The sequence below is a fragment of the Bacillus sp. J14TS2 genome (assembly GCF_018333015.1).
Taxonomy (GTDB): Bacteria; Bacillota; Bacilli; order Bacillales; family Bacillaceae_C; genus Lederbergia.
In genome coordinates this window covers 24,110-48,583 of record NZ_BORE01000012.1, presented here as the reverse complement: position 1 = coordinate 48,583, position 24,474 = coordinate 24,110, and the positions used below count along the sequence as shown (strand labels likewise).

Sequence of the window (24,474 nt, the reverse complement as noted above, 5' to 3'; positions counted from 1 at the left end):
TATGGCAGTTTTAGATCATAAAATCGATTTTTCAGTTGTTTTATCTGTAACAAAGGCAAATGCAAATGGAGACCCTTTGAATGGGAATCGACCACGTCAAAATTATGATGGGTATGGAGAAATTTCCGATGTAGCTCTTAAAAGAAAAATTAGAAATCGCTTGCTTGATATGGGAGAGCCTATTTTTGTTCAGTCCAATGACAGGAGAGTAGATCAGTTTAGTAGCTTAAGAGAACGGGCCGAAGCAAAGGAAGAGCTTATAAAAGCACTAAAATCAAAAGATAATGCTGTGGAACAGTATGCAACAATTGCTTGTAACGAATGGATTGATGTAAGGAGCTTTGGGCAAGTTTTTGCATTTAAAGGTGGCGCCGGCAAAGGTGTTTCCGTTGGTGTACGAGGACCGGTTTCCATACAAACAGCTACGAGTGTTGATCCTATTGACATTACGAGTATGCAGATAACGAAAAGTGTTAATTCTGAGCCAGGAAAAGATCGAGGATCAGACACAATGGGAATGAAGCATCGTGTGGATTTTGGCGTATATGTCTTTCACGGCAGTATCAATACACAGTTAGCTGAAAAAACGGAATTTACGAATTTGGATGCAGACAAAATTAAGCAGGCACTTGTTACATTATTTGAAAACGATTCATCTTCGGCACGTCCTGAAGGGAGTATGGAAATCAATAAGGTATATTGGTGGGAACACTCTTCCAAATTGGGCCAATATTCATCAGCTAAAGTGCACCGTTCACTTAATGTAAAAGCGAATGTTGAGGAACCAAAAAAATTTGAGGATTACACTGTTACTTTAAGTGATTTAGAAGGTTTAAAAGTTGAGATATTAGATGGTCTATAATGATGAAGATCAGTACCTTATGTTATCAGGTATTCAACACTTTGAATTTTGTAGGAGGCAATGGGCCCTTATTCATATAGAACAACAATGGGAAGAAAATGTAAAAACAGTAGAGGGCCAACACTTACATAAAAAAGCGGATCAACCTTTTATTAGAGAGAAACGGGGAAATCAACTAATTGTTAGGGCGATGCCGGTAAAATCAAAGGAACTTGGCATAACGGGTGTTTGTGATGTAGTCGAGTTTATAAAAGACCAAGATGGGATAGAGCTCAATGGCGTTGAGGGGAAGTTTTCCCCTTATCCCGTTGAGTATAAGCGAGGTAAGCCAAAAAAGAATGAATCAGATATTTTCCAACTGACCGCCCAGGCGATGTGTTTGGAAGAAATGCTACTTTGTGAAATAAACACTGGGTACCTCTACTATAATGAAATCAAGCATCGCGTGGAAATTCCTTTAACAAAAGAAACTAAGGATAAGGTTAAAAGGATAACAGCAGAAATGCATGATTATTATAAGCGAAGACATACACCAAAAGTGAAAACAGGTGTATTCTGTAAAAGTTGTTCTCTTCAAAATATATGTTTGCCAAATTTAATGAATAAGCGCTCTGTAAGAAGCTATATTGAAGGGAAAATAAAAGAATGAGAAAATTGCTTAATACATTATTTGTGATGCAACCAGATGTTTATTTATCTCTGGACGGAGATAATATTGTTCTTTTAAAAGAGAACGATCGACTAGGTAGATTACCCCTTCATAATTTAGAATCGATTGTATCGTTTGGTTATACTGGGGCTAGTCCAGCTTTAATGGGGTATTGTGCCGATAGGAATATTTCAATAGTTTTTATGACAATGAATGGTAGGTTTCTAGCAAGAGTGATAGGGGAAAGTAGAGGAAATGTGGTATTAAGGAAAAAACAATATCGTATTTCAGATGATGAGACGTCATCTGCGTTGATCGCTCGTAACTTTATTATAGGAAAAATATACAATAATAAATGGATATTGGAAAGAATGACCAGGGATTATCCTGTGCGAGTGGATGTAGCTCAATTTAAGCAAACCTCCCAATCACTATCAGCTATTATTCAATCTGTTAGAGAATGTGAAGATCTTGAAAGTTTAAGAGGATGGGAAGGACAGGCTGCGATTAGTTACAATAAAATGTTTGATCAGATGATATTGCAGCAAAAAGATGATTTTTATTTTAAATTTCGTTCACGCCGACCTCCCTTAGATAATGTCAATGCTATGTTATCTCTTGCTTACACACTCTTAGCGAATGATGTTGCATCCGCTTTAGAAGGCGTGGGTTTGGACGCTTATGTTGGTTTTTTACATCGAGATCGGCCTGGAAGGGTATCTTTAGCCCTTGACGTCATGGAAGAACTCCGTGGTGTCTATGCAGATCGATTCGTATTATCGTTGATTAATAAAAAAGTGATCAATAAAAGTGATTTTGTAAAGAAAGAAAATGGGGCTGTGATTATGACAGATGATGCGAGAAAGAGATTTTTAGCATCATGGCAAAATAAAAAGCAGGAAAAGATCACCCATCCTTTTTTAGGTGAAAAAATTACATGGGGACTCGTCCCCCATGCTCAAGCTATATTATTATCACGATATTTACGTAATGATTTGGACGAGTATCCTCCTTTTCTATGGAAGTAGGTGAAAGAGATCTTAGTATTAATTACATATGATGTGAGCACAACAAGTGGAGAAGGAAGAAAGAGATTGCGCAAAGTCTCGAAGACCTGTCAAAATTATGGGCAAAGAGTCCAAAATTCAGTGTTTGAATGTGTCGTAGATACAACACAATATACAACTTTAAAATTTGAACTAGCTAATATTATTGATGAAAATCAGGATAGTCTTCGCTTTTATCGGTTAGGAAATAATTATAAGACGAAAGTTGAACATATTGGAATCAAGGAATCAATTGATATAGAAGGACCATTGTTTTTTTAGTGCGAATGCCATGCGCACATGAATTCTTTGGAGGATTCGCACCTGTTTTTAATACTTTAGAGGTGCATTATTACATGTTTTGATTGAATTTTATTTAATTAATATTTTAATACAATGAGATTTCGACGAAATTAGTCTTTTTTAGGACTGTTTTCTAAAAAATCGCTGTCGCACCTTACTTAGGTGCGTGGATTGAAATTTTCTGATATTGCTTAACAGCCGTTTGGATATCGTCGCACCTTACTTAGGTGCGTGGATTGAAATTAAAAAACGACCTAAACACGAACATTTAAATAGGTCGCACCTTACTTAGGTGCGTGGATTGAAATACTAAAATTGAATCTCATTAATAAGTACATAAAGTCGCACCTTACTTAGGTGCGTGGATTGAAATTCGTTTGCATTACATAGCCTCCTGTTCAACTTGCGTCGCACCTTACTTAGGTGCGTGGATTGAAATAATGAGCAATGTGAGATTGCGGTCTCTGATGCAGTCGCACCTTACTTAGGTGCGTGGATTGAAATAAATAAATATGGATCACTTTCTTTGATGGCATTTGTCGCACCTTACTTAGGTGCGTGGATTGAAATAACTGGAAAAATCCTAAGAGTGAAAATTTTAATGTCGCACCTTACTTAGGTGCGTGGATTGAAATGGTAAGCCAGTCGGAAATGTCCTCGGGCGTGACGTCGCACCTTACTTAGGTGCGTGGATTGAAATAAAGCTAATGGGTCTTTTAGACCGGTATGCACCGTCGCACCTTTTTTAGGTGCGTGGATTGAAATTATTGGTCAACTTAAGTACACTAAACTTAAGTTAACCGTTGCACCTTATGTTAGTATAGTTCCTTGAACATCCTTGAGAGCAGTACTGTTATTAGTTTTCAAAGAGAACTTCTTTGTTTTTTAATATAGAATACGAGGAGAGATCATGATGGTATTACCACAGGAAAGCAATTCTTTATCGTATGCTCAATATATGGAATTAGAGGATGATATCCAATATGAGGTGATTGATGGACAAATTTATAATATGTCTCCTTCCCCAAATGTAAAACATCAAGCAATTGCGATGGAGCTTGCTACTGAATTTAATCTTTTTTTTAGAAACCAAAAATGTATGGTTCTTGGAGAAATGGATGTTTGTCTCTGTGGAAAAAGGGATGTAACGCAAGAAAATGAATGGGTCAAACCAGATATTATGATTGTATGTGATAAAACTAAGATACAAGAAAATTACATTTCAGGTGCTCCAGATTTAATTGTTGAAATCCTATCAAAGTCCACTGCTAAAATAGATAAAATGATTAAATTTAACCGATATCAAAGAGCGGGTGTGAAAGAATATTGGATTGTTGATCCCGCACATGAAATAATTGATATTTATAAACTCGAGAATAACCTTTATAAACAGGGTGGTACATATGCCAATAATGAGGTTATTAACGTAGGGATCGTTGATGATTTATCAATAAATCTGAAAGATGTTTTTAGAGATAATGGAATCTAGAATATTTCATAAATTTCCGCATATTTTGGAACCTTATATAGAAAATTGTAAGCCTATAAAATTCCCCCGAGTGCGATATATTATCACTCGGTTTTTTTGTAAAATCGATTGAGTAGACCTAGCTAACAAATTACTTTAGAAAAAATTACCTCGCAGTGTAGAGAGAGCGTGGAAAGCATTAAATATCGAGTTAACCAGTGCTGCTATAAGATGAGATAGCTATGGCCATCAAGTGGCAAGAGTAAGTTTGAGGTGGAATAGTTTGAAAATAAGATTTATTGAAAGTGGACTGCAATTTACTTCTATTAAACCGCCCTACTGATACTATTCATTACCTACGGATATATCTTATTCACGGTCATACTCGATCTATTTAAAGGAGGAGAGTTCGTTGGTCTCGAAGATCATTCTAAATCATACCGTTATTAATGTAGATCAATATAAAGAGAATTGGCAAGATGGTTTGTTGAACATTAAAATTAATTTTAAAGTAACAAGTGAAAATTATCATGATATTGCTACGCTTTTATATGAAGAGATTTTTGATATAGAAGTTCCTGAAAAAGGGATTACATTTAGAGGAGCTATTCAAGAGTACTATACTTCGATGGATAATTTATATAAAGAAGGAGAAGTTGGCGACTATTATGTAAGCTTGCTTGGAGTGAAAAATGAAGAGAGGAGGAGACAGTGATGAGAATCAGCATATTAGATCAGTCCCCGATTTCATCCAATCAATCCGCAAAGGATGCGTTGTATGAATCGATGAATTTGGCGCAGGCTGGAGAGAAATTCGGGTATACCCGATATTGGATTGCTGAACATCACGATCTTCCTGGGCTTGCTTGTCCTGCACCTGAAGTGATGCTGAGTTTCATTGGTGCTCATACTAGTAAGATTCGAATTGGTTCAGGTGCAACCCTATTACCCCATTATAAACCTTATAAAGTAGCGGAGACTTTTAATTTATTGGCTACCTTATTTCCGAACCGGATCGATATTGGGATCGGGCGTGCACCAGGTGGATCAGCTGAGGCAACGAATGCTTTATCAGATAATTTTTTACAACAAGTTTATAAGATGCCAGATCTCCTTGATGATTTACTTCATTTTCTCCATCATGATTTCCCAAAAGACCATGAGTTTTCAAAAGTGACTGCTACACCTGTCCCACAAATTCCAGCAGAGACTTGGCTGCTTGGAACAAGTCAAAAGAGTGCAGTGCTTGCTGCCAGAAATGGTTTGGCCTATGCATTTGGTCAATTTATGAGTGAGGAAGATGGCAGCGAGATTATCCAACAATACATAGATTCATTTGAACCTAAGAGGAGCGGTTCGTTACCAGAAGTTTTGCTAACTGTTTCGGTGGTTTGCGCAGAAACAACCGAAAAGGCAGAGGAAGTGGCCATGAGTTGGTTGATTTGGCAAATACAAGCAGATATCGGAAAGCGTCAATCGATTCCATCTATTGAGGAAGCCAAAAATTACGAATTAACGGAGGCGGAAAAGGAAAAACTGAATGGCATGAAGCAAAATATGATCATTGGAAATCCGCAAGAGGTTGCAGAGTCCCTCCGCCAGTTAGAAACAGCCTATAAAACAAATGAAATGATGATTTTAACGATCACTCACTCCTCAAAAGATCGGATTCACTCTTATCGATTAATAGCAGAAGAAGTTCTATGAAATCAGTATGAAAGGTGAAATAAATCTTATCTTTTGTTTGCCCCTCACCCTTGATTTCCAAAAAATTCTCGGCTGTTTCATATGTTTTCCCTAAACGAGGTGGAAGAAATTCAAAACTCTGTTAAAATAACAGGATAGTCATTTATTAGAGACACGAAATTTATTAGGTTATTTTATGAAAGAAGGGAAACTATGACATCTGAACAACCAGTGCAGATAAAAAAGACACCGATTATGATTGTCCTCATTTCCGGTGCGTTTGTCGCTATCTTAAATCAGACATTGTTGGCGACAGCGTTGCCACATATTATGGCGGATTTACAGATTGAATATAGTACGGTTCAATGGTTGCAGTCCGCGTTTATGCTAGTGAACGGGATTATGATTCCGATCACAGCTTTTTTAATTGGTCGGTTTACGACCCGAAAATTGTTTCTTATTGCTATGGGGTTATTTGCATTAGGGACCGCCGTATGTGCGGTGGCAACCAATTTTCCTATATTGTTAACAGGGAGGATTTTACAGGCATCTGGAGCAGGGATTATTATGCCTTTAATGCAGACGATTTTATTTTTAATTTTTCCTAAAGAAAAACGAGGTACTGCGATGGGCATGTTCGGAATGGTGATCGCGTTTGCTCCAGCGATTGGTCCAACCTTGTCAGGCTGGATGGTGGAACAATTCCCATGGAGAAGTCTTTTCTATATCGTGCTACCGATTGCTTTGATCGACATTTTGATTGCTTTTATGGTACTAAAAAATGTAACGAAACGGACCTTCCCAAAAGTGGATATTATTTCGATTATCTTATCAACCCTTGGTTTTGGTGGGTTATTATACGGGTTTAGTTCCGCAGGTAGCGGAGGATGGACAAGTATGCATGTGATCGTTGCTATGATCATTGGTGCTATCGCCTTAGTATGGTTTATTTTGAGACAATTGAAGTTAGAACAGCCGATGCTGGAATTCCGCGTTTTTAAAAATAAAACGTTTGCGCTCACGACAGCACTTGGAATGGTGACATTTCTTTCCATGATTGGTGCAGCTGTCGTTCTTCCACTTTTTATGCAAGACATGCTTGGTTTTGATGCGCTTCATTCTGGTCTAATGCTTCTGCCTGGAGCTATTATTATGGGAATTGCTAATCCCATAACGGGAAGGTTATTTGATAAATTTGGGGCACGATACTTAGCGATTACGGGTCTCTCGATTCTTATTATCACGACCTTTATGTTCACCATGTTTAATGACCAGACAACCTTTGCGTACCTAGCGATTGTAAATGCCTGCCGGATGGCTGGTATTGCGATGGTGATGATGCCTGTGACAACAGCGGGACTGAATCAGCTCCCCAAAGATCTAATCCCCCACGGTACAGCGATGAATAATACGATGCGCCAGGTCGCCGGTGCAGTAGGCACAGCCCTATTAGTTACAATTATGTCGACAGCAGCTCGCCCTGATGAAGGTATAAATGGTGTTATTCATGGGGTAAATATGTCCTTTGTAGTAGCAGGGATTTTCGCCGTTGTGGGCTTTGTACTTTCATTCTTTATTAAAAAGCCGCAGCAAAATCTTGATACGCAAACAAGACAGCATTAGGGAAAAGCTTAATATAAAATCTATAGAATCTTTAGTATAATGAAATTGTCTAACGACAGATAAAGTGAGACGATTGTATAGGACAAACGTTTGAAGTCGGGGGAGAAAACCAGATGGATATTAGAGAGAAGATGCACAATGGCAAGCTATATTGCTGCAATGATGAAGGTTTATTAAAAGAACAAACAGAATGTATGGAGGTGCTCTATGATTTTAATCAAACGAGACCTTCAGAAGTTGAAAAAAGAAAAGAGCTTTTACAGAAAGTCTTCGCTGAAGTAGGAGACAATGTGTATATCGAGCCACCCCTTCATGCAAACTGGGGACGATTTACTCATGTCGGCAATGATGTTTATGCTAATTTCAATTTAACCTTGGTAGACGATACAGACATTCATATCGGTAACAATGTTTTAATCGGTCCGAATGTGATCATTGATGCTGGAACCCATCCGGTTCATCCGGAATTACGACGGAAGGCGGCACAATACAATTTGCCAGTCGTCATCGGGGATAATGTCTGGATTGGTGCAGGTGCTATTATCCTTCCTGGTGTTCGAATTGGGGAGAATACAGTAATCGGTGCTGGGAGTGTCGTCACAAAAGATATTCCTGCTAATGTCATTGCAGTAGGAAGTCCTTGCAGGGTTGTGCGAGAAATCAATGAGCATGATCTGAAATTTTATCATAGAAATATGAAAATTGAGACTGAAGAGCTCTAAATTAAAAAATAAAGATAGAGAAAGGGTAAAAAAACTCATCCCCTTTCTCTCTTCTTTTTTATTTTATTGTGTGTGTAAATTTACCTATATTGAGGGAACAAACCAAAGTACTATTGTTCTGTTTTTTGATTGCTTATACAATTAACACTAACTTATACTTTTTAAATATTTTAAAAATTTAACAAAAGGATGTAAAAGTCAGTTTTTCAAAAGCCGGAGAGATAGTATAACTAATGCGCGAAACAGAAATTGTTGTGATTGCGTTATTAGTTTTGTAATTAGTTTTTATTTTATAAAGCGTTTTCACTAGCTGACTGAAGGGGAAGCGACCAATTCACTTCACCTAAATTCCAAGCTTGCTGATTAAATATTTAAGCAATTAATGGGTCTCAAAGGAGAACCAGAGATATTGGTATCAGAATTCCTTTGCAGAAGGGAATGGAAAATATAGTGGTTAGTAAGCTATGGCAATTATCCCTCAAAATGCTGCTGGTCAAAAAAGGAAGAACCTTATTCTCGATTTTGGCCATCGCCTTAAGTGTTGGTTTATTATGTTCCATGTTCCAGTTACATATGATGTTTAATCAAGATTTGCAGCAACGATTCGAAAATGAATATGGTTCTGCAGATAGTAGAATTAGTTCACCTCCTCCTACAGTTGGAGATGAATGGAGTGGTTTAGATTCTTCCATACTGGAAGAGATCAATCACTTTGAGCAAATTCATTCAGTCGGTCTAGCATTAGAAGGGAAAATGACGAGCAGCATTTTATACAAAAATCAAAGCGCTATCATAGAGGATGCAGCGTTTCATTATGTTGGCGTTGATAATGCAAAGCTTACAAAGGAGTATTACAAATTTGAGCAAGACTTGTCAGACTATGAAGTGGCTATATCCAAAGCTTTGGCCGATCACTGGGATGTAAAGGTATCTGATTCCATCACAATCGACTTACTTAGCGGAGAAAATGTCACTTGGAAAGTGGCTGAGGTTATAGAGCCAACGAACAGAACCGAGAAAGCTGTAGATGATTGGGTATTCTTTCATTTACCATCATTACAAGAAGTATTGGGACTGTCAGAAACAATTAATCCTGTACTGATTGAGCTAGAACCTGGGGTGAATAGGGATATCGCATTATTTGATTTAAGTAGTCAACTGCCAAATGATGTGCGCATTGATGCTCTTCAAGGCTGGGAAGAAGAAGGACAACAATACCTTTTTTGGCGTGTGCTTGGCTATATTATAAGTGTCATTGCCTTTATCGCCAGTATGATATTGGTTTACGGTATGATGCAAACAACATACCAAGAACGATTAAGAGAGCTGGCCGTTATTCGTGCAGTGGGTGGGAGTCCTGAGCAACTGATGAAAATGGTCATTTACGAGTGGGCGATTATCGGAGCAATTGGTTCATTAGTCGGTTTTGTCTTCGCTTGGTTGTTTAGTGGCCAAGGAGTGGCGTGGGCTTCTAGGTTATTAGATTTAGAGCTTATCGTTGAAGCACGATCAAGTGGTGGCATAGGAATGGGAATCATTGCCTTTGGAGCCTGGCTGGTTGTACTATTAGCTTCCCTTGGAATTGTCAGGAAGGTTCGTCATACGGAGCCTGTACAGAGTTTCCGTGAATCATTGGATAGTGAGGTTGCACATAGTAATCGAAGTATATGGTGGATCATTTCTGCTGCAATGGGATTATTATTTTGGTTAGCTAGTTTTTTGCTTTCGGATACTAATACTAGTATTACAGAGATGAATATGAAAGTGTTGTTCAGTATGATAGGCGGACTACTATTGATCATCGCCCTATTAAGTAGAGCAGTTTGGTTAAGTGTTGCCTTATTGCGATGGTTCACTTTGTTACCGGAATGGCGGATAAGCCGTTTTTTGCGATTATCAGCGCAAAGGTTAGTGGTAGAAAGAGCGCAACTGTTTTCCGTAATCTTAATGGCACTTGTGATAATGGTATATATTCCTGTTGCTACATTGTTTCAATTGGTGGAGCCTCCTGAGGCTGCCTCTGATGCCGAACGATTACAAGCGGATTTTTTAATCAGTGCAGAACAAGAATTTCATGTAACTCCTTCTGCTGAAATGCCGTGGTATGTAAAGCATGAAATGGAAGAAGTAGAAGCGGTGGAGAAGGTTCTACCATTACCGAGTTCTCACGCTGCTAGGTTAAATGATCACGATACCCAAGCTCCTTCCACAAGTGGAGATCATTTAATATTTTACGGTGTAACAGATTTTCAGGCATTGGCAGAATGGGACTTAGTTTCATTGCCAGATGACCTAGTAGAGGATGCAGGCGTTCTGCCGCAAGATATGGCCAATGAACTAGGAATCCAAATTGGCGATTCTCTACCATTGATTGTCGATGAGCAATCCACTTCTGTTACAATAGTTGAAATTATTGACGAGATGGATCAATTCCAACTGAATCAATTATTAATCACTGAAAGCCATCCTGATATTCAGCCTGGTAATTTAGATCAAATTTTAGTGGAGATGAAAGATGGTTATGACGAACAAATGAGGCAACATCTTCAACTTTTACAACGAGAATATCCGGAGATGGGTTGGATCCAGCCGGCAGACTCGCTTCGAGCGTTTGATACTATACATCAACAGGCCCTAGCTATGCTGCAAGGAATTACGATTATCATAACCGTTGCTGGTATAGGTGGTGTACTAAACGCACTTAATGCAGGAATCCATGCAAGGAGACGCGAATATGCCGTTTTGCGTTCCATTTATTTAACCCCCATGCAAATGATGAAGTTAATCGCCTGGCAAGGAGTTATCCTGTCATTTCTATCTTTACTAATTGGTACAATAACGGCAATTATTCTACTCTTTTCAATATACAATAGTTCGAGTGGATTTAAGGGGCTCTTTAGCCATATCCCTTTTGGAAATGGGGGTGTGTTATATCTCATACTGATTGGATTGTCCTTGCTATCAACAATACCTACGGCAGGAAAAATAGCGCGAATGCATATTATGGATGTATTTAAAACAGCTGATTAGCACGCTGTGTTCCATTTCAGTATGGGGTTGCACTATGGAGTTTATGAGACAGGGAGGTTTTTAGATTGACAGAAGCATTCTTAGAAATCAGCAATCTGTCCAAAACATTTGAGCTAGGGAAGAATCGTGTTGTGGCGTTGCATTCCGTCGATTTCCAAGTTGAAAAAGGAGAATTTGTCGCCATCATGGGCCCGAGCGGATCTGGTAAATCGACACTAATGCATATCTTAGGAGGAATGGAACGCTCTACCGAAGGGGATATCTATTTTGAAGGCAAAAATGTTAACCACTTACTATTCAATGAACCACACTCCACTCGATTTCGCAGAGAAAAAATGGGATTTATTTTTCAATCTTTTAACTTGTTACATGGGATTACGGCATGGGACAATGTTTCCCTTCCCCTTGTCCTTGCTGGTTTGAAAAAGCAAGAAATTTTGCAACGGACCAAACAATTACTAGAGTTTGTTGGCCTATATGAGCGACGGAAGCATTTTCCCAGCCAGCTTTCGGGCGGGCAACAGCAAAGAGTAGCCATTGCCCGAGCTCTAATCCATCGTCCCGCTCTCCTCATAGCAGATGAGCCCACAGGGAATCTAGATTCGACTACGACAGAGGAAGTATTACAGCTTTTCAAGCAAATGAGGGAGAGTTATGGGCAAACGATTTTGTTTGTTACGCACGAACCCACTGTAGCAGCACATGCGGATCGCATTATTTATATAAAAGATGGAAGCATTGAGCAGAAATGGCGTCAGCATGCCCAGTTTGAGGATGAACAGGAACGACTCAAATGTGTACTCGATCAGCTTGCAGTAAAGTGATAGTAGGGTAAAATTATTGAAGAGCGAAGAATTTAGCCTAAGCTCAACTTGTACAAGTGGGTTGACTTTGAGGAGAGAGAGGAGATGTGTATGTTTGTAAAAGAGGCGGGGGATCAAACAGGACCCTTGCTTGTTTTCATACATGGCGGTGGGGTGAGCGGTTGGATGTGGAATCAACAATTAGACTATTTTAATGAATACCATCTGCTTATTCCTGATTTGCCAGGACATGGTGGAAGCAGAGAAGAGAGTGTTTTTTCGATTAAGGAATCCGCAGAAGAATTGATTAGATGGATAAAAATGAGAGGATCGAATAAAAAAGTGATCGCCGTGGGTTTTTCACTAGGGGCACAAATACTAGTGGAAATATTGCATCAAGAGCCTGAACTGATTGATTATGCCGTTATAAATAGTGCGCTCGTTCGACCGAATTCACTATTACGTGGTTTTATTCGTCCAATGGTTAAATCGACTGCATTTCTGGTGAAAAACCGTGCCTTTGCGCAACTTCAGTCCAAAGAGTTATATATCGATGAGGAGAATTTTGAGACATATTTTCAAGAAAGCAAGGAAATGAAAACGGAAATGCTGATCCGGGTATTGCAAGAAAATATGAACTATGCCATTCCACAGAATTATCCCAAAGCAAGAGCAGAAATTTTAGTGACTATCGGGGAAAAAGAAAAGAACATGATGCGAAAATCTGCTGAGGACCTTGTGTCTGCTCATCCTAAAAGCAAAGGAATGATCTTTCCAAAAGTAGGCCATGGCATCCCTCTAGTGAATCCCGATTTATTTAATCAAACATTGGCTGCATGGATAAACCAACAACCACTCCCAAAAGAATTACAAAGGCTTCATTTGCATGAAATTAATTAGGGATTGACAAAATGGTGGGAGTGTCTAGGAGCACTCTCACCATTTTATAGTTTTTCAACCTTATTCGGGTAAGGCGATCGCGTTGGTTGTTTCTAGGTTTAGATCCCTTTTTCAACGCAATATTCCTCAACCAGCTCTTCAATTTGGTTAAGCTCCGGATATTTCCCGGAAAAGGAAAATTTAATTTCTTCTACAAATTCTCCATCTTTATAAACATGAACGGCGCCATTTTGAGCGATCACACTGTGCTCTGGTTCAAAAAGGTATCCACCTCGTTCAATTGCTCCCAAAACAAGTACCCCTTTCAAGGTAATATTTTCGGTTATTATTCCCATCGTTCATAAAACTTATATTGGTTGAATAAATTACCATTGGTGAAGGTGATTTCTTGTTGTAGGCGTAAAAGGACTCATTAGGTTCGTCCCCTTTGAAATTCATAATACGTGGTTCAGTAGGACGGAAAATACTAGTTTAGAGAGTTTTTATTCCAATATTACGCTGAAAAGATTCAACGATAATAAATAAGCTCTTCCGTTATAAAGAGCGTAGTAATTTTTCCCAATTTGCAGGGAATCCTAATTCGGCTAAATTTACCACTTCATAATTTTCAAGCAAAGCGCTTAAAGAAATTATAAAAGAATCCCATTCTCCTTTATCTAACATTAGCTTCCCCATTATAAATATAGCAGCAAATACAGTATCCCCTTTGATCCCTTTTCTTCGTTCAGGTTCATCAATTTTTAGATGGATTGGCAATCGCCGACTATAAACTCTGCCATAGTGGGCACAGATGTTTCTGAGTGTCGATAATGAATAAAGCCAATTTTTAATATATTCATAGGGTATCTGATAATTCTTCTTTGCTATAGTGGCTTTATCCCTGTTCTTCATATTTGAATAGACTTTAGATAACAAACTAAATGATGTAACCTCTATAACTACCCACACTGGAAACATACCATCATATTTTCTTTTATGGTGATTGACAAATACTTCCTTACTTCGAAGGATTTCTAGATTTAGCTGCCTAACCATATCTTCATGATAGAATGGATTAATGAAATTTTCGGCGTTCAAATATCCCATCGATCCGTATGTATGCGCGAGAAATGAAGCAATTTGAGATCTGAAAGCAACTTCAATAACTTCAAGGTTACCTATTAGTAAGGCACGCAATTTTCGGTCAAATTCATATAAGCTATAAATATCTTCGAATGTTGTGCCTTCTTTAAACACCTCATTATGTTTTAAAGTGAGTGTATACGCAGTAAAACGGTAATAATTGATTCGGCTCAAGATATCAATAGTCCTTTTATTGTTTTTAATCTTCAGACTTTTGTTTTTAAAAATTTCAATTTGTTCCTGAGGTGTTGTCGGTTTCTTTATTCTTCCATTTTTATTAGGTCTCATTTAATAACCCCATATATTAAAAAGTCCCACCTTGGTACGCATTGCTAAGAGGCGTGGTGGGTTCTGTTAATTTTATTATACGATGTGTCATGGTAATTGTCAAAAAACTTTTTGAACAAAAATAGCAAATTTTAGAGCATGAAGCTTTACCGATGGATTAACTGTTTTTTACAGTTAGAACAACCTCATTTGTTCTGAGGCAGATTCTTCATCATTATTAAGATACCCTATTGATTTATACCCTTTTAAACGCTTCTTATACATGGTTTGCAAAGTCGGAATGTTGACATCAACATAATCATAAACTTGAACCTCCTGTTTGCTATCATATTCTCGATGAAGACGTCCAACGTACTGATGCAAAGTGCCTTTCCAAGAAATCGGCATTGTTAAAAATAATGTGTCAAGACGTGCATCATCGAAGCCCTCTCCAATATAATTCCCGGTTGCAATAATGAGGCGCTCTTCATGATTAGGGATTTCAGATAGCTTCTCTAGCTCTTTTTTTTGTTCCCTTTTCTTCATATTACCTGCTAACACAATAATATTTTTTGCGAATCCCCGAAACATTTTCGTTAAAATTTCCAAATGAAGAAGGCGATTGGTTAAAATAATGGGTGATCGTCCTTTTTCTAAAGATTTTAAAACATCATCAAAGATTTGTTGATTTCTTTCAGCGTTTAAAATCAATTCCTCACAAACCTCTTTAAAATTTGTTTTCTTTGTTTGAAAGTTTGTTTTCCTCGGTACTAAACGGTGAATAAATGGGCGAACTTGGGCTTGTGACTTTGCATCAACCTGATAGCGAATAGGTCCACATTGCATCGTAATAATAGGATGCATGCCATCTTTCCGTTTCGGTGTCGCTGTTAAACCTAAAACGTATTGTGGGCGAATTTTCTTTAAGACTGACTCAAACGTAACAGCTGAAATAATATGGGATTCATCAACAATGATTTGACCATACTGAGTAATAAATGATTTTAGCTTGTCTCCATAATTTAAGCTTTGAATTGTAGCAATATCAATAAATCCAGTTATTTTTTTCTTCCCTGCACCAATTTGTCCAATATCAGTTGTTGGTATTTTCAAGAAGGCCGCAAGTTTTTCCACCCATTGTTGCATTAATTGTGTACGATGAACAATCACAAGCGTATTAACCTTTCTCTCAGCGATAACTGAAGTTGCTAAAACGGTTTTTCCGAATCCTGTTGTAGCGGAAAGGACACCTTGTTGATATTCTAGCAATGTTTTTACGGCTACATCTTGTTGAGACGATAAAGCACCTTGAAATTTCACATTTATGATCTCTCCGGCGTACTGTTCATCTGTAATTTCCATTTTTATAGAATGCTTATTGAACAGATCAAGTAGGTCTTGAAAACATCCTCGTGGCAGAATAAGATTTTCATGTTCTTCATCAACACATTCGATAACTCTTGGGATTCCTTTTGTAGAAAAACGGTTTTGTTTTGCTTTATAAAATTGTGGATTACTAAATGAAGCGATACCTATGATCTCTTTTAAAAGAGTTGAAGGCAGTTCCGCTTTTTTTATGAAAATACCATTTTTTAGAGTAATATGGATAGTTTTCGAGATATATTTGAGCCCGCTTTCCTCATCACTCAATGATCTATATTTTGAATATATGACACGGTCAATCTCTTCTTTGGTCATTTTTCGAACTGTTGATAAGTATAACCATTGATCTGGGTAAGGTGTGAAATTTTCATCTATAAACAAGCTATTTCCCTTTTGCCCAGGTTCTTTTTGCAGAGGTAATGCGATCAGGTTTCCAAAGCCTCCATCTGGCATCGTATCTTGGTTTGGGAATAAACGATCGAAAGATTCTAATTGAAATTCGGCTTTGTTTTTTGCTGTTTCTTTTAAAAGGGTCATACCTAATGTTCTAGCCGTCTTAGCGGAGATAGGGGAGGAAAAGAAAATCCAAATATGTGCTCCGTTTCCTGATCTAGATCTTTCCACATGATAAGGAATATCTAATCCCTTACAGGTTTCACAAAAAGTCAAAACATCCTTTTTCCACTCTTTTTTATCAAAATCAATGGCTAAAAACATACATGTTTCATTTTTTAACAACGGGTAAATGCCGATTGTCTTTTTTCCCTTCATATGTTCAACTAATACCTGATCTGTTAGGGGAAGATGTTTTCGGTTTTGAGTCTGGTCATATTTTATATGGGATTTTTGGCGAGCTGGTTTGTAACCCTTCTCTCCACTTTTTGATTCCCAGCGAAGTGCATATACATCATTGCGGCCCTTAAATAACTCCCTTAAAAGCCGTGTTTTCTCTGATAAAGGAGACCTTTTGGTTAGTATTCTATGAGAATCATCCATGTTTTGATGATGCATTATTTCAGCCATTAACTTTTTCAAATATTTATTTTCTTTTTGTAGTTCTTCATAATCAAGCATTTATGGATCCCTCTATTAAATCGAAGTATCTCTCTATTATACTCAATTTTCGTAAATTATATAGCCATGAAGGATCTTATAATCAAAAAATCAGCCAGAAAATATGTCTTTTTTTACAACTTGACTTAAATCAGTTCAATGTGCGAGTAATTTAGGTTAATTTACTTAAATTGAATTTGATCAGCTGAGCCTAATTCTATATACATTCATCAAGATATGTAGCGTCTCTCTTCTTTTTTTAGTGGACAAGGTAAGGGGGGAGCCTTTTCAATTGTATGCGGCTCAGCCCCTAAAATTAATCTATTTCCAATTTATACAAAACAATCAATAAAACAAGCATCGTAATATCGAGTCTTGCTTCAAAAAGGAATTTCATAAAGTCTGTAGAGAGGATCGGGATTTTCGTGATCACAATGGCCGCGATCATGACTGCTATTAATGGAATGGTTGCAAGCTTTGGCATGATCTTGAATAAGAGACAAACACCTGCAATCAATTCGGTAAATGCAACGATATACAATGTGATTTCGGGAAAAGGCAATCCTAATTGGATAAAATAGCTCCCAAGCTCCGAACTTACTATTTTCATTAAACCTGAGACGATAAACACATAGGCAACCACATAACGAAGGTATTTTAACGGTAAATGAGTCATTTCCGCTCCCCTTTTTTACATATTTCTTTCGTATATCTCCATTGTATGCAGCTGTTTGGACAAACAGGACCTGAAAATTTGTATCCCCATTTATGAACCTGAATTCCAGCGAACTAGGTTTTTAGGTTTTATTGTAAAATTCTTCTCTTTTTATGCGTAATTTCCCTGATATTGTAAATAATACTTTTTAACATTCACTGAAAGGAGTATGCAAATGAGTGATCAACAAGATAAAAAGGGCTTGACAAGGCGAGAGTTTATTCGTAAAGGTGGATACGTTGCTGGAGGTGTTGTTGGAGGGGGCGTCCTAGGGGGGCTCATTACCCAACAAACGCTTAAAACAAATCAAAAAGGACAAACTTCACCAGAGCAAGATTCAGGTAAAGGTCCTGAGGTAAGTTATCAACGTGCCATGATGTATTTTTCAAATCCAGAAGAATTTACCGTTCTTTCACAAGCGGCGGAGCGTATTTTTCCGGAAGATGATCTTGGCCCAGGGGCGATTGATCTAGATGTACCTTACTATATTGATCACCAATTAGCGGGTACATGGGGAAATAATGCACGTGATTATATGATGGGTCCATTCTATCCAGGAATCGAAACACAAGGATTCCAATCCCATTTAAGAAGAAATGAGATTTTTAGCCAAGGCATTTCAAAAATCCAATCCCATAGTCAAGAAAAATATAAGAAAAAATTCACAGAATTAAGTGACGACGAACAAGACAAGGTTTTAACTGATTTCGAAAAAGGCGAGGTCAAAATGAAGGGAGTAACTTCAAATGATTTCTTTACCTTATTTCGAATGGCTGTGTTAGAAGGTGTATATGCCGATCCACTTTATGGCGGCAACCGTGATATGGCAGGCTGGAAGATGAAAGGTTTCCCAGGAAATCAAATGAGTTATTTGGATAAAATCGAAGCGACTGATTTTCTAGAAATAGAACCAGTTAGTTTAACGTCTCATATGCCGGCTCCAAAAAAGAAAGAATCGAATGGCTAAGAAAGGATGATCACGATATGGCAAAAACTTTACCGAAAACAGATGTAGTAACCGTTGGAGTAGGCTGGACAGGCGGAATTATCGCCGCTGAATGTGCCAAAGAGGGCTTAAATGTGATTGGGCTGGAAAGGGGTGGCGATAAGCGGAATGCTGAAGACTTCTCTATGGTCCATGATGAATTACGGTATGCTATGCGCTATGATCTGATGCAGGATATGTCAAAGGAAACCATTACCTTTCGAAATAAACAGGATCAGCGGGCATTGCCGATGCGTCAATTAGGGTCGTTCCTTCTTGGTGAAGGTGTGGGAGGATCAGGAATTCATTGGAATGGACATACCTTTCGCTTTTTGCCTTATGATTTTGAAATAAAATCGAAAACAATTGAAAAATACGGGAAAAATAAGATTAAAAAGGATTACCTCATTCAAGATTGGGGGATCACGTATGATGAATTAGAACCCTATTATGATAAATTTGAAAAAACATGTGGTTTATCTGGTGAACCGAATCCTTTAGGTGGGAAACGAAGTGCAGATTACCCTACTCCGCCAATGAAAAAGACCGTTATCACGAAGAAATTTAAAGAGACAGCGGAAAAAATGGGACTTCATCCTTTTTCCATGCCTTCTGCCAATTTGTCGGAGGATTATACGAATCCGGATGGTGAAAAAATAAATGCTTGTCAATATTGTGCATTCTGTGAACGATTTGGCTGTGAGTATGGGGCCAAGACAAGTCCGAATATCACGGTTATTCCGACAGCGAAAAAGACCGGGAACTTTGAACTAAGAACATATGCCAATGTGTTGGAGATTATTCATGAAGGCGGTAAAGCAACAGGGGTTAGATATATCGATGTTTTAAAGGGAGAGGAATATATTCAGCCTGCTGATGTTGTTGTTCTAACAAGTTATGTAATGAATAATAATAAACTTTTACTCGTGTCCAATATTGGCCAACCATATGATCCTGATACAGGAAAAGGGGTAATTGGAAGAAATTATTGTTATCAAATGGTGCCAGGCACAACCGGATTTTTTGAGAAAGAACGTTTTAATTCTTATATGGGTGCTGGGTCCCTTGGTGAAGTGGTCGACGATTTTAATGGTGATAATTTTGATCATAGTGATCTTGATTTTATCCATGGTGGTTCTCTTGCGGTCACTCAAGCTGGCTATCGACCAATTGGAAATAATCCTGTCCCACCTGGAACGCCTTTATGGGGGAAGGAATTTAAACAAAAATCGATTAAGTATTACACAAGAACGATCTCGGCGAGCTATGAGGGAGCATCCATGCCATACCGTTATAATTATTTGGATTTAGATCCTACCTATAAAGATGTGTATGGGGTGCCGCTACTCCGAATGACATATAATTTTACAGGCCAGGATCGAAATCTATATGAGTATCTCAATAAACAAAGTGATAAAGTGATGAAAGAAATGGGGGCAGATACGATTCAGAGCTCCGGAAAATTAGCAGATTATGATATTGTTCCTTATCAGACTACACATAACGTTGGGGGCGTGGTTATGGGGGATGACCCATCGATTTCCGCAGTGAATAATTATTCGCAAATGTGGGACGCTGATAATGTATTTGTTGTTGGAGCATCTTCCTTTGCCCACAATAGCGGATACAATCCAACTGGTACTGTTGGGGCTTTAGCCTACCGGGCTGCAGAAGGGATTATTGAATATAGTAAAAAAGGTGGTCAATTAGCCTAGAAAGGAGTACGACTATGTTTTTTCAACAGATAGGGATCCCAGGATTAATTATCATCCTCATCATTACCTTAATTGTATTTGGACCGAAGAAGTTGCCTGAGATAGGCGCGGCCTTTGGTAAAACTTTATCAGAATTTAAAAAGTCAGCAAATGAAATTATGGGCTCGGAAGGAACAGAAAAACAGGAGAAACTTCCTTCAGTAGAACAGGCGGCATCTGAGCCAACGAAAGAATAGAGGTTTCTTATATGGATGAAGAAAGAGCATTAACAGATCACCTCGGCGAACTACGCAAGGTGATCATATACTCCCTTCTTTTTATTACTGTTTGTTTTGTTGCCTTTTTGATCTTTACACAGAAAATGATTCCAATCGTTACCAAAGAACAAAAGCTGACGATGTTAGGGCCATTAGATGTAATTCGATTTTACACAGGGATAGCAGGCAGTCTGAGTTTAGGGGTGTCTGCTCCCTTTATTGGCCTGTTACTATGGAAATTTATTCGCCCCGCTTTAACAGATGTAGAGAGTGCGAAGGCATTAAAATTTATTCCGGCGATGCTTTTGAGTTTTGTAGGTGGGTTGTTATTCGGTTTCTATGTGGTTTTTCCGTTCTCGTATCAATTTTTACTGAACCTAGGAACAACCAATTTTGAGATGATGATCACGACCCAAAGTTATTTTTCCTTTTTACTAATGACAACGATTCCGATGGGTTTTTTGTTTGAGGTTCCCTTTGTGTTAATGTTTTTAACTGCTGTTGAAATTTTAACACCGAAACAATTAGCAAAATCTCGGAAGTATGCTTATGTTGTCTTAGCGATCGTATCTGCAATTATTACACCACCGGATTTCGTATCCCAATTGATTGTCTTAATCCCCCTGTTTATCTTATATGAGATTGGAATAGGCTTATCAAAAATCGTCTTCCAAAAGCAACAAAAAGCGATACATGCGGATCGATTGCCGCAAACATAAAAGAAGAATCCCTCGTGCTCTGTATGGGGGATTCTTTGTATTACGAACCCTTCTTTTGGGGAATAGAGGAAATAATAATATAGATAGGGTGAGTAGAATGTTGAAGGCAATAAAGAGGATTTTAAACTACCCAAAGGGTTGCTTGGAAAGTTTGTTGGAAAAGTAATGGCGACAGAAAATAAGACCCTGAATGAATGGACGATTGAACAATTAAAAGTTCGCCAAGGAGATCATATCCTTGAAGTAGGCTATGGGCCTGGATATAGTATGGAGTATTTAGTAAATCATTATCAAAACATTCAAATTGATGGTATCGATATTTCGAAAGCGATGAAGGATGAGGCGACCCGTCGACTGAAAACTCAGGTGGAGAAAGGACAGGTTAGATTAGTTATAAGTGATATTTCAGAAGCAGACCTGCGACGAAATAGCTATCAAAGAGTATTGGCAGTGAATACTTATACATTATGGCAAGATAAACAGGCAAGTCTTGAAAACATCTATCGAGCACTTCAGCCAGGTGGAAAAATAGCGATTACGATGCAGCCGCGCCAAGAAGATGCACGACTCCATAAAACGAAACAGTTTGGAAGACAGATTAGAACGAATATGAGAATGAGTGGATTCCGTCAAATTAAGATTCGATATAAAGAGATCTCGCCAGCCCAAGTGGTTTGTGTCACGGCTACAAAACCAAAATAGGAATAATCTGTCATACATTGAGCATTATTACTTGGTTATGAAAATGCCGCACAACGAATGCTGGAAGATAAAAATATTTTGTCATTTTTCTTCACATCTTGACCAATTAAAAAGTAATATAGTATGATAGATTTTGTTTTCTACTTAAAAATTGAAAGGAGCATAGTGGTTTTCAAAAATAAAGCGCCAGAACTAATCACGATCGAAATCTAGAGGATATGTTCAAAAGGGGATAGGGCTAAGTCGGCTAAAGGCGCCGACATCCTATCAGTAACATCGACACTGTAAAAGTTCGAGACGGCGAAGCCTTCGAGCATTAGGGTCATTTTCTCCGGACTTTTTGAACAGCATCTTAAAGGATTAGTTGACGAGGTGGAGGTTATCGAATCTTCGGCGGATGCCTCCCGGCTGGGACACACAGTCGAATGATCTTTCTTAAAACATCGAGGTGACTCAGGTGGACAAAGGAAGGATCATGTGCACATACAGATAAACATCAGAGAGAAGGGGGTAAGTATGCCCCCATGCTGCTTGCCTCCTTCTATGAGGAGGAACTGAAAATGTGCGGAATTACCGGCTATATTGGAAGTAAACAGGCGAAAGAAATTTTATTAAAAGGATTGGAAAAACTTGAATATCGCGGCTATGATTCTGCAGGAATCGCTGTGATGAATGAGACGGGTGTTCAAGTTTTTAAAGAAAAGGGACGAATCGCGAAGTTACGTGAAGTTGTGGATGAAAGTATAGAAGCCCAGGTGGGAATCGGGCATACACGATGGGCGACACATGGAGTACCAAGCCAGGAGAATGCTCATCCTCACCAAAGTGCTTCTGGACGATTCACCTTGGTCCATAATGGTGTGATTGAAAATGATACAGAGCTTCAGGAGAATTACCTTTCAGGAGCGACTTTTAAAAGTGATACAGATACAGAAGTGATTGTTCAGCTTGTGGATAAATTTTCGGCAGAAGGACTTACAACAATCGAGGCTTTTCGTAAAACCTTACCTTTATTAAAAGGATCTTATGCGATTGCCATGCTTGATCAAGAGACACCGGATACGGTCTTTGTCGCGAAAAACAAAAGCCCGCTTTTATTAGGTGTGGGGGAAGGTTTTCATGTTGTAGCAAGTGACGCGCTGGCGATGCTTCATGTCACCGATTCTTTTATTGAATTAATGGATCAAGAGATTGTCATGGTGAAAGAAAATCAGCGACTTATCCAGACAATTGATGGGACAACAGTGACACGCCAGCCATATCAAGCAGCCTTTGATGAAAATGATATTGAAAAGGGAACCTATCCGCATTATATGCTAAAAGAAATCGATGAACAGCCCGCTGTTATTAGAAAAATCATTCAATCATATCAAAATGAACAAGGCGATTTGTCCATCGCGAATGGTATCGTCTCAGCAATCCATGAAGCGGATCGATTGTATATCATTGCTTCAGGCACAAGTTATCACGCTGGATTAGTAGGAAAACATTTAATAGAAAAAATGGCAAAAATCCCTGTGGAAGTTCATATTGGCAGTGAATTTGCCTACAATCCACCTCTTCTTTCTGAAAGACCATTCTTTATCTTTATCTCGCAAAGTGGGGAAACAGCGGATAGTCGTGCAGTGCTTGTGAAAATAAAGGAATGGAATTATCCTTCTTTGACAATTACAAACGTAGCAGGCTCCACACTCTCTCGAGAATCGGATTACACATTACTTTTACATGCGGGTCCAGAAATCGCTGTTGCCTCTACAAAGGCCTATACAGCTCAGCTTGCTGTTTTATCCATTCTCTCTTATGTAATAGCACAAACAACCCCTGTTCAAGTCGGATTTGATTTACTAGAGGAACTTGCACTTGTCGCAACCGCGATGGAATCTTTATGTGACGCAAAAGAAGAATTTGAAAAAATCACCACAGAATTTCTTTATACAACAAGAAATGCCTTTTTCATTGGCCGTGGCCTTGATTATTTCGTCTGTCTTGAAGGTGCCCTTAAATTAAAGGAAATCTCCTATATTCAGGCAGAAGGCTTTGCCGGTGGAGAACTCAAGCACGGAACCATTGCCCTTATTGAAGAAGGGACACCAGTCATCGCTCTTGACACACAGAAAAACGTGAGCGGAAGCATTCGTGGCAATGTAAAAGAAGTGGCTTCCCGTGGCGCGAATACCTGCCTAATCACAATGGAGGGACTTCATAGCACCGGTCATCGTTACAGCTTACCGGAAGTACATCAATGGCTAACACCATTTATATCTGTAATCCCACTTCAACTGATTGCTTATTACGCCGCCCTTCACAGAGGCTGTGATATCGACAAACCACGGAACTTGGCGAAGAGTGTGACAGTGGAGTAGGGTGCGGTTGTTTGGAGATTTATAAAAAAGATTGATCTTTTATAGTAAAGTTTGATTAAAAATCTCACTTTAAACGAGATTTTTTTGTTCCGCAATCGAGC

The 24,474-nt window shown here is 38.5% G+C and carries 22 protein-coding genes and 1 CRISPR repeat array; of the genes, 18 read left to right on the top strand and 4 right to left on the bottom strand.

All coding sequences use genetic code 11. The features are described from left to right. Nucleotide 1: 1 nt before the first annotated feature. From cas7c to KI375_RS17995, 12 genes are all read left to right on the top strand, one after another. Entirely contained in the window at nucleotides 2-862 is an 861-nt protein-coding gene (gene cas7c / locus KI375_RS18050) for a type I-C CRISPR-associated protein Cas7/Csd2 (protein ID WP_212974836.1), read from the top strand. Further along, nucleotides 852-1,511: a CRISPR-associated protein Cas4 gene (cas4, locus tag KI375_RS18045; RefSeq protein WP_212974835.1), complete on the top strand. Its 660-nt coding sequence runs from the start codon at nucleotides 852-854 to the stop codon at nucleotides 1,509-1,511. Before cas7c ends, cas4 begins: the two co-directional genes overlap by 11 nt. Then, the gene (gene cas1c, locus KI375_RS18040) at nucleotides 1,508-2,539 is read left to right on the top strand and encodes a type I-C CRISPR-associated endonuclease Cas1c (protein ID WP_212974834.1); all 1,032 of its coding nucleotides are present in this window, start codon (nucleotides 1,508-1,510) and stop codon (nucleotides 2,537-2,539) included. Before cas4 ends, cas1c begins: the two co-directional genes overlap by 4 nt. A 9-nt stretch (nucleotides 2,540-2,548) precedes the next feature. Next, nucleotides 2,549-2,839: a CRISPR-associated endonuclease Cas2 gene (gene cas2 / locus KI375_RS18035; protein ID WP_212974929.1), complete on the top strand. Its 291-nt coding sequence runs from the start codon at nucleotides 2,549-2,551 to the stop codon at nucleotides 2,837-2,839. A gap of 167 nt (nucleotides 2,840-3,006) precedes the next feature. Then, nucleotides 3,007-3,625: a CRISPR direct-repeat array (repeat unit 32 nt; unit sequence GTCGCACCTTACTTAGGTGCGTGGATTGAAAT). Nucleotides 3,626-3,773: 148 nt separating this feature from the next. Further along, nucleotides 3,774-4,349, top strand: a complete 576-nt coding sequence (locus KI375_RS18030; RefSeq protein ID WP_212974833.1) for a Uma2 family endonuclease — start codon at nucleotides 3,774-3,776, stop codon at nucleotides 4,347-4,349. A 391-nt stretch (nucleotides 4,350-4,740) separates the two neighbouring features. Then, nucleotides 4,741-5,043, top strand: coding sequence for a DUF3219 family protein (locus KI375_RS18025; RefSeq protein WP_212974832.1), 303 nt, complete (start codon nucleotides 4,741-4,743; stop codon nucleotides 5,041-5,043). Next, nucleotides 5,043-6,035 carry an LLM class flavin-dependent oxidoreductase gene (locus KI375_RS18020; RefSeq protein ID WP_212974831.1) on the top strand — a complete coding sequence of 331 codons (993 nt, stop codon included), beginning with the start codon at nucleotides 5,043-5,045 and terminating at the stop codon, nucleotides 6,033-6,035. The genes KI375_RS18025 and KI375_RS18020 overlap by 1 nt, the downstream gene beginning before the upstream one ends. Before the next feature lie 192 nt (nucleotides 6,036-6,227). Further along, nucleotides 6,228-7,637 carry a DHA2 family efflux MFS transporter permease subunit gene (locus KI375_RS18015; protein ID WP_212974830.1) on the top strand — a complete coding sequence of 470 codons (1,410 nt, stop codon included), beginning with the start codon at nucleotides 6,228-6,230 and terminating at the stop codon, nucleotides 7,635-7,637. 113 nt (nucleotides 7,638-7,750) lie between these two features. Further along, nucleotides 7,751-8,359 carry a sugar O-acetyltransferase gene (locus KI375_RS18010; RefSeq protein ID WP_212974829.1) on the top strand — a complete coding sequence of 203 codons (609 nt, stop codon included), beginning with the start codon at nucleotides 7,751-7,753 and terminating at the stop codon, nucleotides 8,357-8,359. A 438-nt stretch (nucleotides 8,360-8,797) separates the two neighbouring features. Then, nucleotides 8,798-11,389 (top strand): ABC transporter permease, encoded by a 2,592-nt coding sequence (locus KI375_RS18005; RefSeq protein ID WP_212974828.1) that lies wholly within the window; start codon nucleotides 8,798-8,800, stop codon nucleotides 11,387-11,389. A 65-nt stretch (nucleotides 11,390-11,454) separates the two neighbouring features. Then, nucleotides 11,455-12,213, top strand: a complete 759-nt coding sequence (locus KI375_RS18000) for an ABC transporter ATP-binding protein (protein WP_212974827.1) — start codon at nucleotides 11,455-11,457, stop codon at nucleotides 12,211-12,213. 90 nt (nucleotides 12,214-12,303) lie between these two features. After that, a complete protein-coding gene (locus tag KI375_RS17995) occupies nucleotides 12,304-13,092 on the top strand; it encodes an alpha/beta fold hydrolase (protein WP_244852809.1) in 789 nt (262 codons plus the stop codon). Between the two features lie 98 nt (nucleotides 13,093-13,190). Here the strand turns inward: KI375_RS17995 and KI375_RS17990 are convergent, their stop codons facing one another. From KI375_RS17990 to KI375_RS17975, 4 genes are all read right to left on the bottom strand, one after another. Next, on the bottom strand, nucleotides 13,191-13,382 hold the full coding sequence (locus KI375_RS17990; protein WP_212974825.1) for a YbxH family protein: 192 nt from the start codon (nucleotides 13,380-13,382) through the stop codon (nucleotides 13,191-13,193). Between the two features lie 244 nt (nucleotides 13,383-13,626). Beyond that, complete coding sequence (locus tag KI375_RS17985; protein WP_212974824.1) at nucleotides 13,627-14,502, bottom strand: Abi family protein; 876 nt, start codon at nucleotides 14,500-14,502, stop codon at nucleotides 13,627-13,629. A 174-nt stretch (nucleotides 14,503-14,676) separates the two neighbouring features. Continuing rightward, complete coding sequence (locus tag KI375_RS17980) at nucleotides 14,677-16,938, bottom strand: DEAD/DEAH box helicase (protein WP_212974823.1); 2,262 nt, start codon at nucleotides 16,936-16,938, stop codon at nucleotides 14,677-14,679. 295 nt (nucleotides 16,939-17,233) lie between these two features. Beyond that, on the bottom strand, nucleotides 17,234-17,593 hold the full coding sequence (locus KI375_RS17975; RefSeq protein WP_212974822.1) for a DoxX family protein: 360 nt from the start codon (nucleotides 17,591-17,593) through the stop codon (nucleotides 17,234-17,236). Nucleotides 17,594-17,807: 214 nt separating this feature from the next. On the opposite strand from KI375_RS17975, the gene KI375_RS17970 reads away from it, so the two are divergent. From KI375_RS17970 to glmS, 6 genes are all read left to right on the top strand, one after another. Continuing rightward, nucleotides 17,808-18,599, top strand: a complete 792-nt coding sequence (locus KI375_RS17970) for a gluconate 2-dehydrogenase subunit 3 family protein (protein ID WP_212974821.1) — start codon at nucleotides 17,808-17,810, stop codon at nucleotides 18,597-18,599. A gap of 17 nt (nucleotides 18,600-18,616) precedes the next feature. Beyond that, complete coding sequence (locus KI375_RS17965) at nucleotides 18,617-20,332, top strand: GMC family oxidoreductase (RefSeq protein ID WP_212974820.1); 1,716 nt, start codon at nucleotides 18,617-18,619, stop codon at nucleotides 20,330-20,332. A 14-nt stretch (nucleotides 20,333-20,346) separates the two neighbouring features. After that, nucleotides 20,347-20,568 (top strand): twin-arginine translocase TatA/TatE family subunit, encoded by a 222-nt coding sequence (gene tatA / locus KI375_RS17960; RefSeq protein WP_212974819.1) that lies wholly within the window; start codon nucleotides 20,347-20,349, stop codon nucleotides 20,566-20,568. A gap of 11 nt (nucleotides 20,569-20,579) precedes the next feature. Further along, entirely contained in the window at nucleotides 20,580-21,308 is a 729-nt protein-coding gene (gene tatC / locus KI375_RS17955) for a twin-arginine translocase subunit TatC (RefSeq protein WP_212974818.1), read from the top strand. Between the two features lie 165 nt (nucleotides 21,309-21,473). Beyond that, on the top strand, nucleotides 21,474-22,010 hold the full coding sequence (locus tag KI375_RS17950) for a class I SAM-dependent methyltransferase (RefSeq protein WP_212974817.1): 537 nt from the start codon (nucleotides 21,474-21,476) through the stop codon (nucleotides 22,008-22,010). Between the two features lie 560 nt (nucleotides 22,011-22,570). Beyond that, nucleotides 22,571-24,373, top strand: coding sequence for a glutamine--fructose-6-phosphate transaminase (isomerizing) (gene glmS, locus KI375_RS17945; RefSeq protein ID WP_212974816.1), 1,803 nt, complete (start codon nucleotides 22,571-22,573; stop codon nucleotides 24,371-24,373). Nucleotides 24,374-24,474: the final 101 nt, after the last annotated feature.

What these genes read in the sequence shown, in the direction of transcription:
- cas7c (WP_212974836.1), top strand. Translation starts at nt 2, where the DNA reads ATGGCAGTTTTAGATCATAAAATCGATTTTTCAGTTGTTTTATCTGTA.
- cas4 (WP_212974835.1), top strand. Translation starts at nt 852, where the DNA reads ATGGTCTATAATGATGAAGATCAGTACCTTATGTTATCAGGTATTCAA.
- cas1c (WP_212974834.1), top strand. Translation starts at nt 1,508, where the DNA reads ATGAGAAAATTGCTTAATACATTATTTGTGATGCAACCAGATGTTTAT.
- KI375_RS18030 (WP_212974833.1), top strand. Translation starts at nt 3,774, where the DNA reads ATGGTATTACCACAGGAAAGCAATTCTTTATCGTATGCTCAATATATG.
- KI375_RS18020 (WP_212974831.1), top strand. Translation starts at nt 5,043, where the DNA reads ATGAGAATCAGCATATTAGATCAGTCCCCGATTTCATCCAATCAATCC.
- KI375_RS18015 (WP_212974830.1), top strand. Translation starts at nt 6,228, where the DNA reads ATGACATCTGAACAACCAGTGCAGATAAAAAAGACACCGATTATGATT.
- KI375_RS18010 (WP_212974829.1), top strand. Translation starts at nt 7,751, where the DNA reads ATGGATATTAGAGAGAAGATGCACAATGGCAAGCTATATTGCTGCAAT.
- KI375_RS18005 (WP_212974828.1), top strand. Translation starts at nt 8,798, where the DNA reads ATGGAAAATATAGTGGTTAGTAAGCTATGGCAATTATCCCTCAAAATG.
- KI375_RS17995 (WP_244852809.1), top strand. Translation starts at nt 12,304, where the DNA reads ATGTTTGTAAAAGAGGCGGGGGATCAAACAGGACCCTTGCTTGTTTTC.
- KI375_RS17985 (WP_212974824.1), bottom strand. Translation starts at nt 14,502, where the DNA reads ATGAGACCTAATAAAAATGGAAGAATAAAGAAACCGACAACACCTCAG.
- KI375_RS17980 (WP_212974823.1), bottom strand. Translation starts at nt 16,938, where the DNA reads ATGCTTGATTATGAAGAACTACAAAAAGAAAATAAATATTTGAAAAAG.
- KI375_RS17975 (WP_212974822.1), bottom strand. Translation starts at nt 17,593, where the DNA reads ATGACTCATTTACCGTTAAAATACCTTCGTTATGTGGTTGCCTATGTG.
- KI375_RS17970 (WP_212974821.1), top strand. Translation starts at nt 17,808, where the DNA reads ATGAGTGATCAACAAGATAAAAAGGGCTTGACAAGGCGAGAGTTTATT.
- KI375_RS17965 (WP_212974820.1), top strand. Translation starts at nt 18,617, where the DNA reads ATGGCAAAAACTTTACCGAAAACAGATGTAGTAACCGTTGGAGTAGGC.
- tatA (WP_212974819.1), top strand. Translation starts at nt 20,347, where the DNA reads ATGTTTTTTCAACAGATAGGGATCCCAGGATTAATTATCATCCTCATC.
- tatC (WP_212974818.1), top strand. Translation starts at nt 20,580, where the DNA reads ATGGATGAAGAAAGAGCATTAACAGATCACCTCGGCGAACTACGCAAG.
- KI375_RS17950 (WP_212974817.1), top strand. Translation starts at nt 21,474, where the DNA reads ATGGCGACAGAAAATAAGACCCTGAATGAATGGACGATTGAACAATTA.
- glmS (WP_212974816.1), top strand. Translation starts at nt 22,571, where the DNA reads ATGTGCGGAATTACCGGCTATATTGGAAGTAAACAGGCGAAAGAAATT.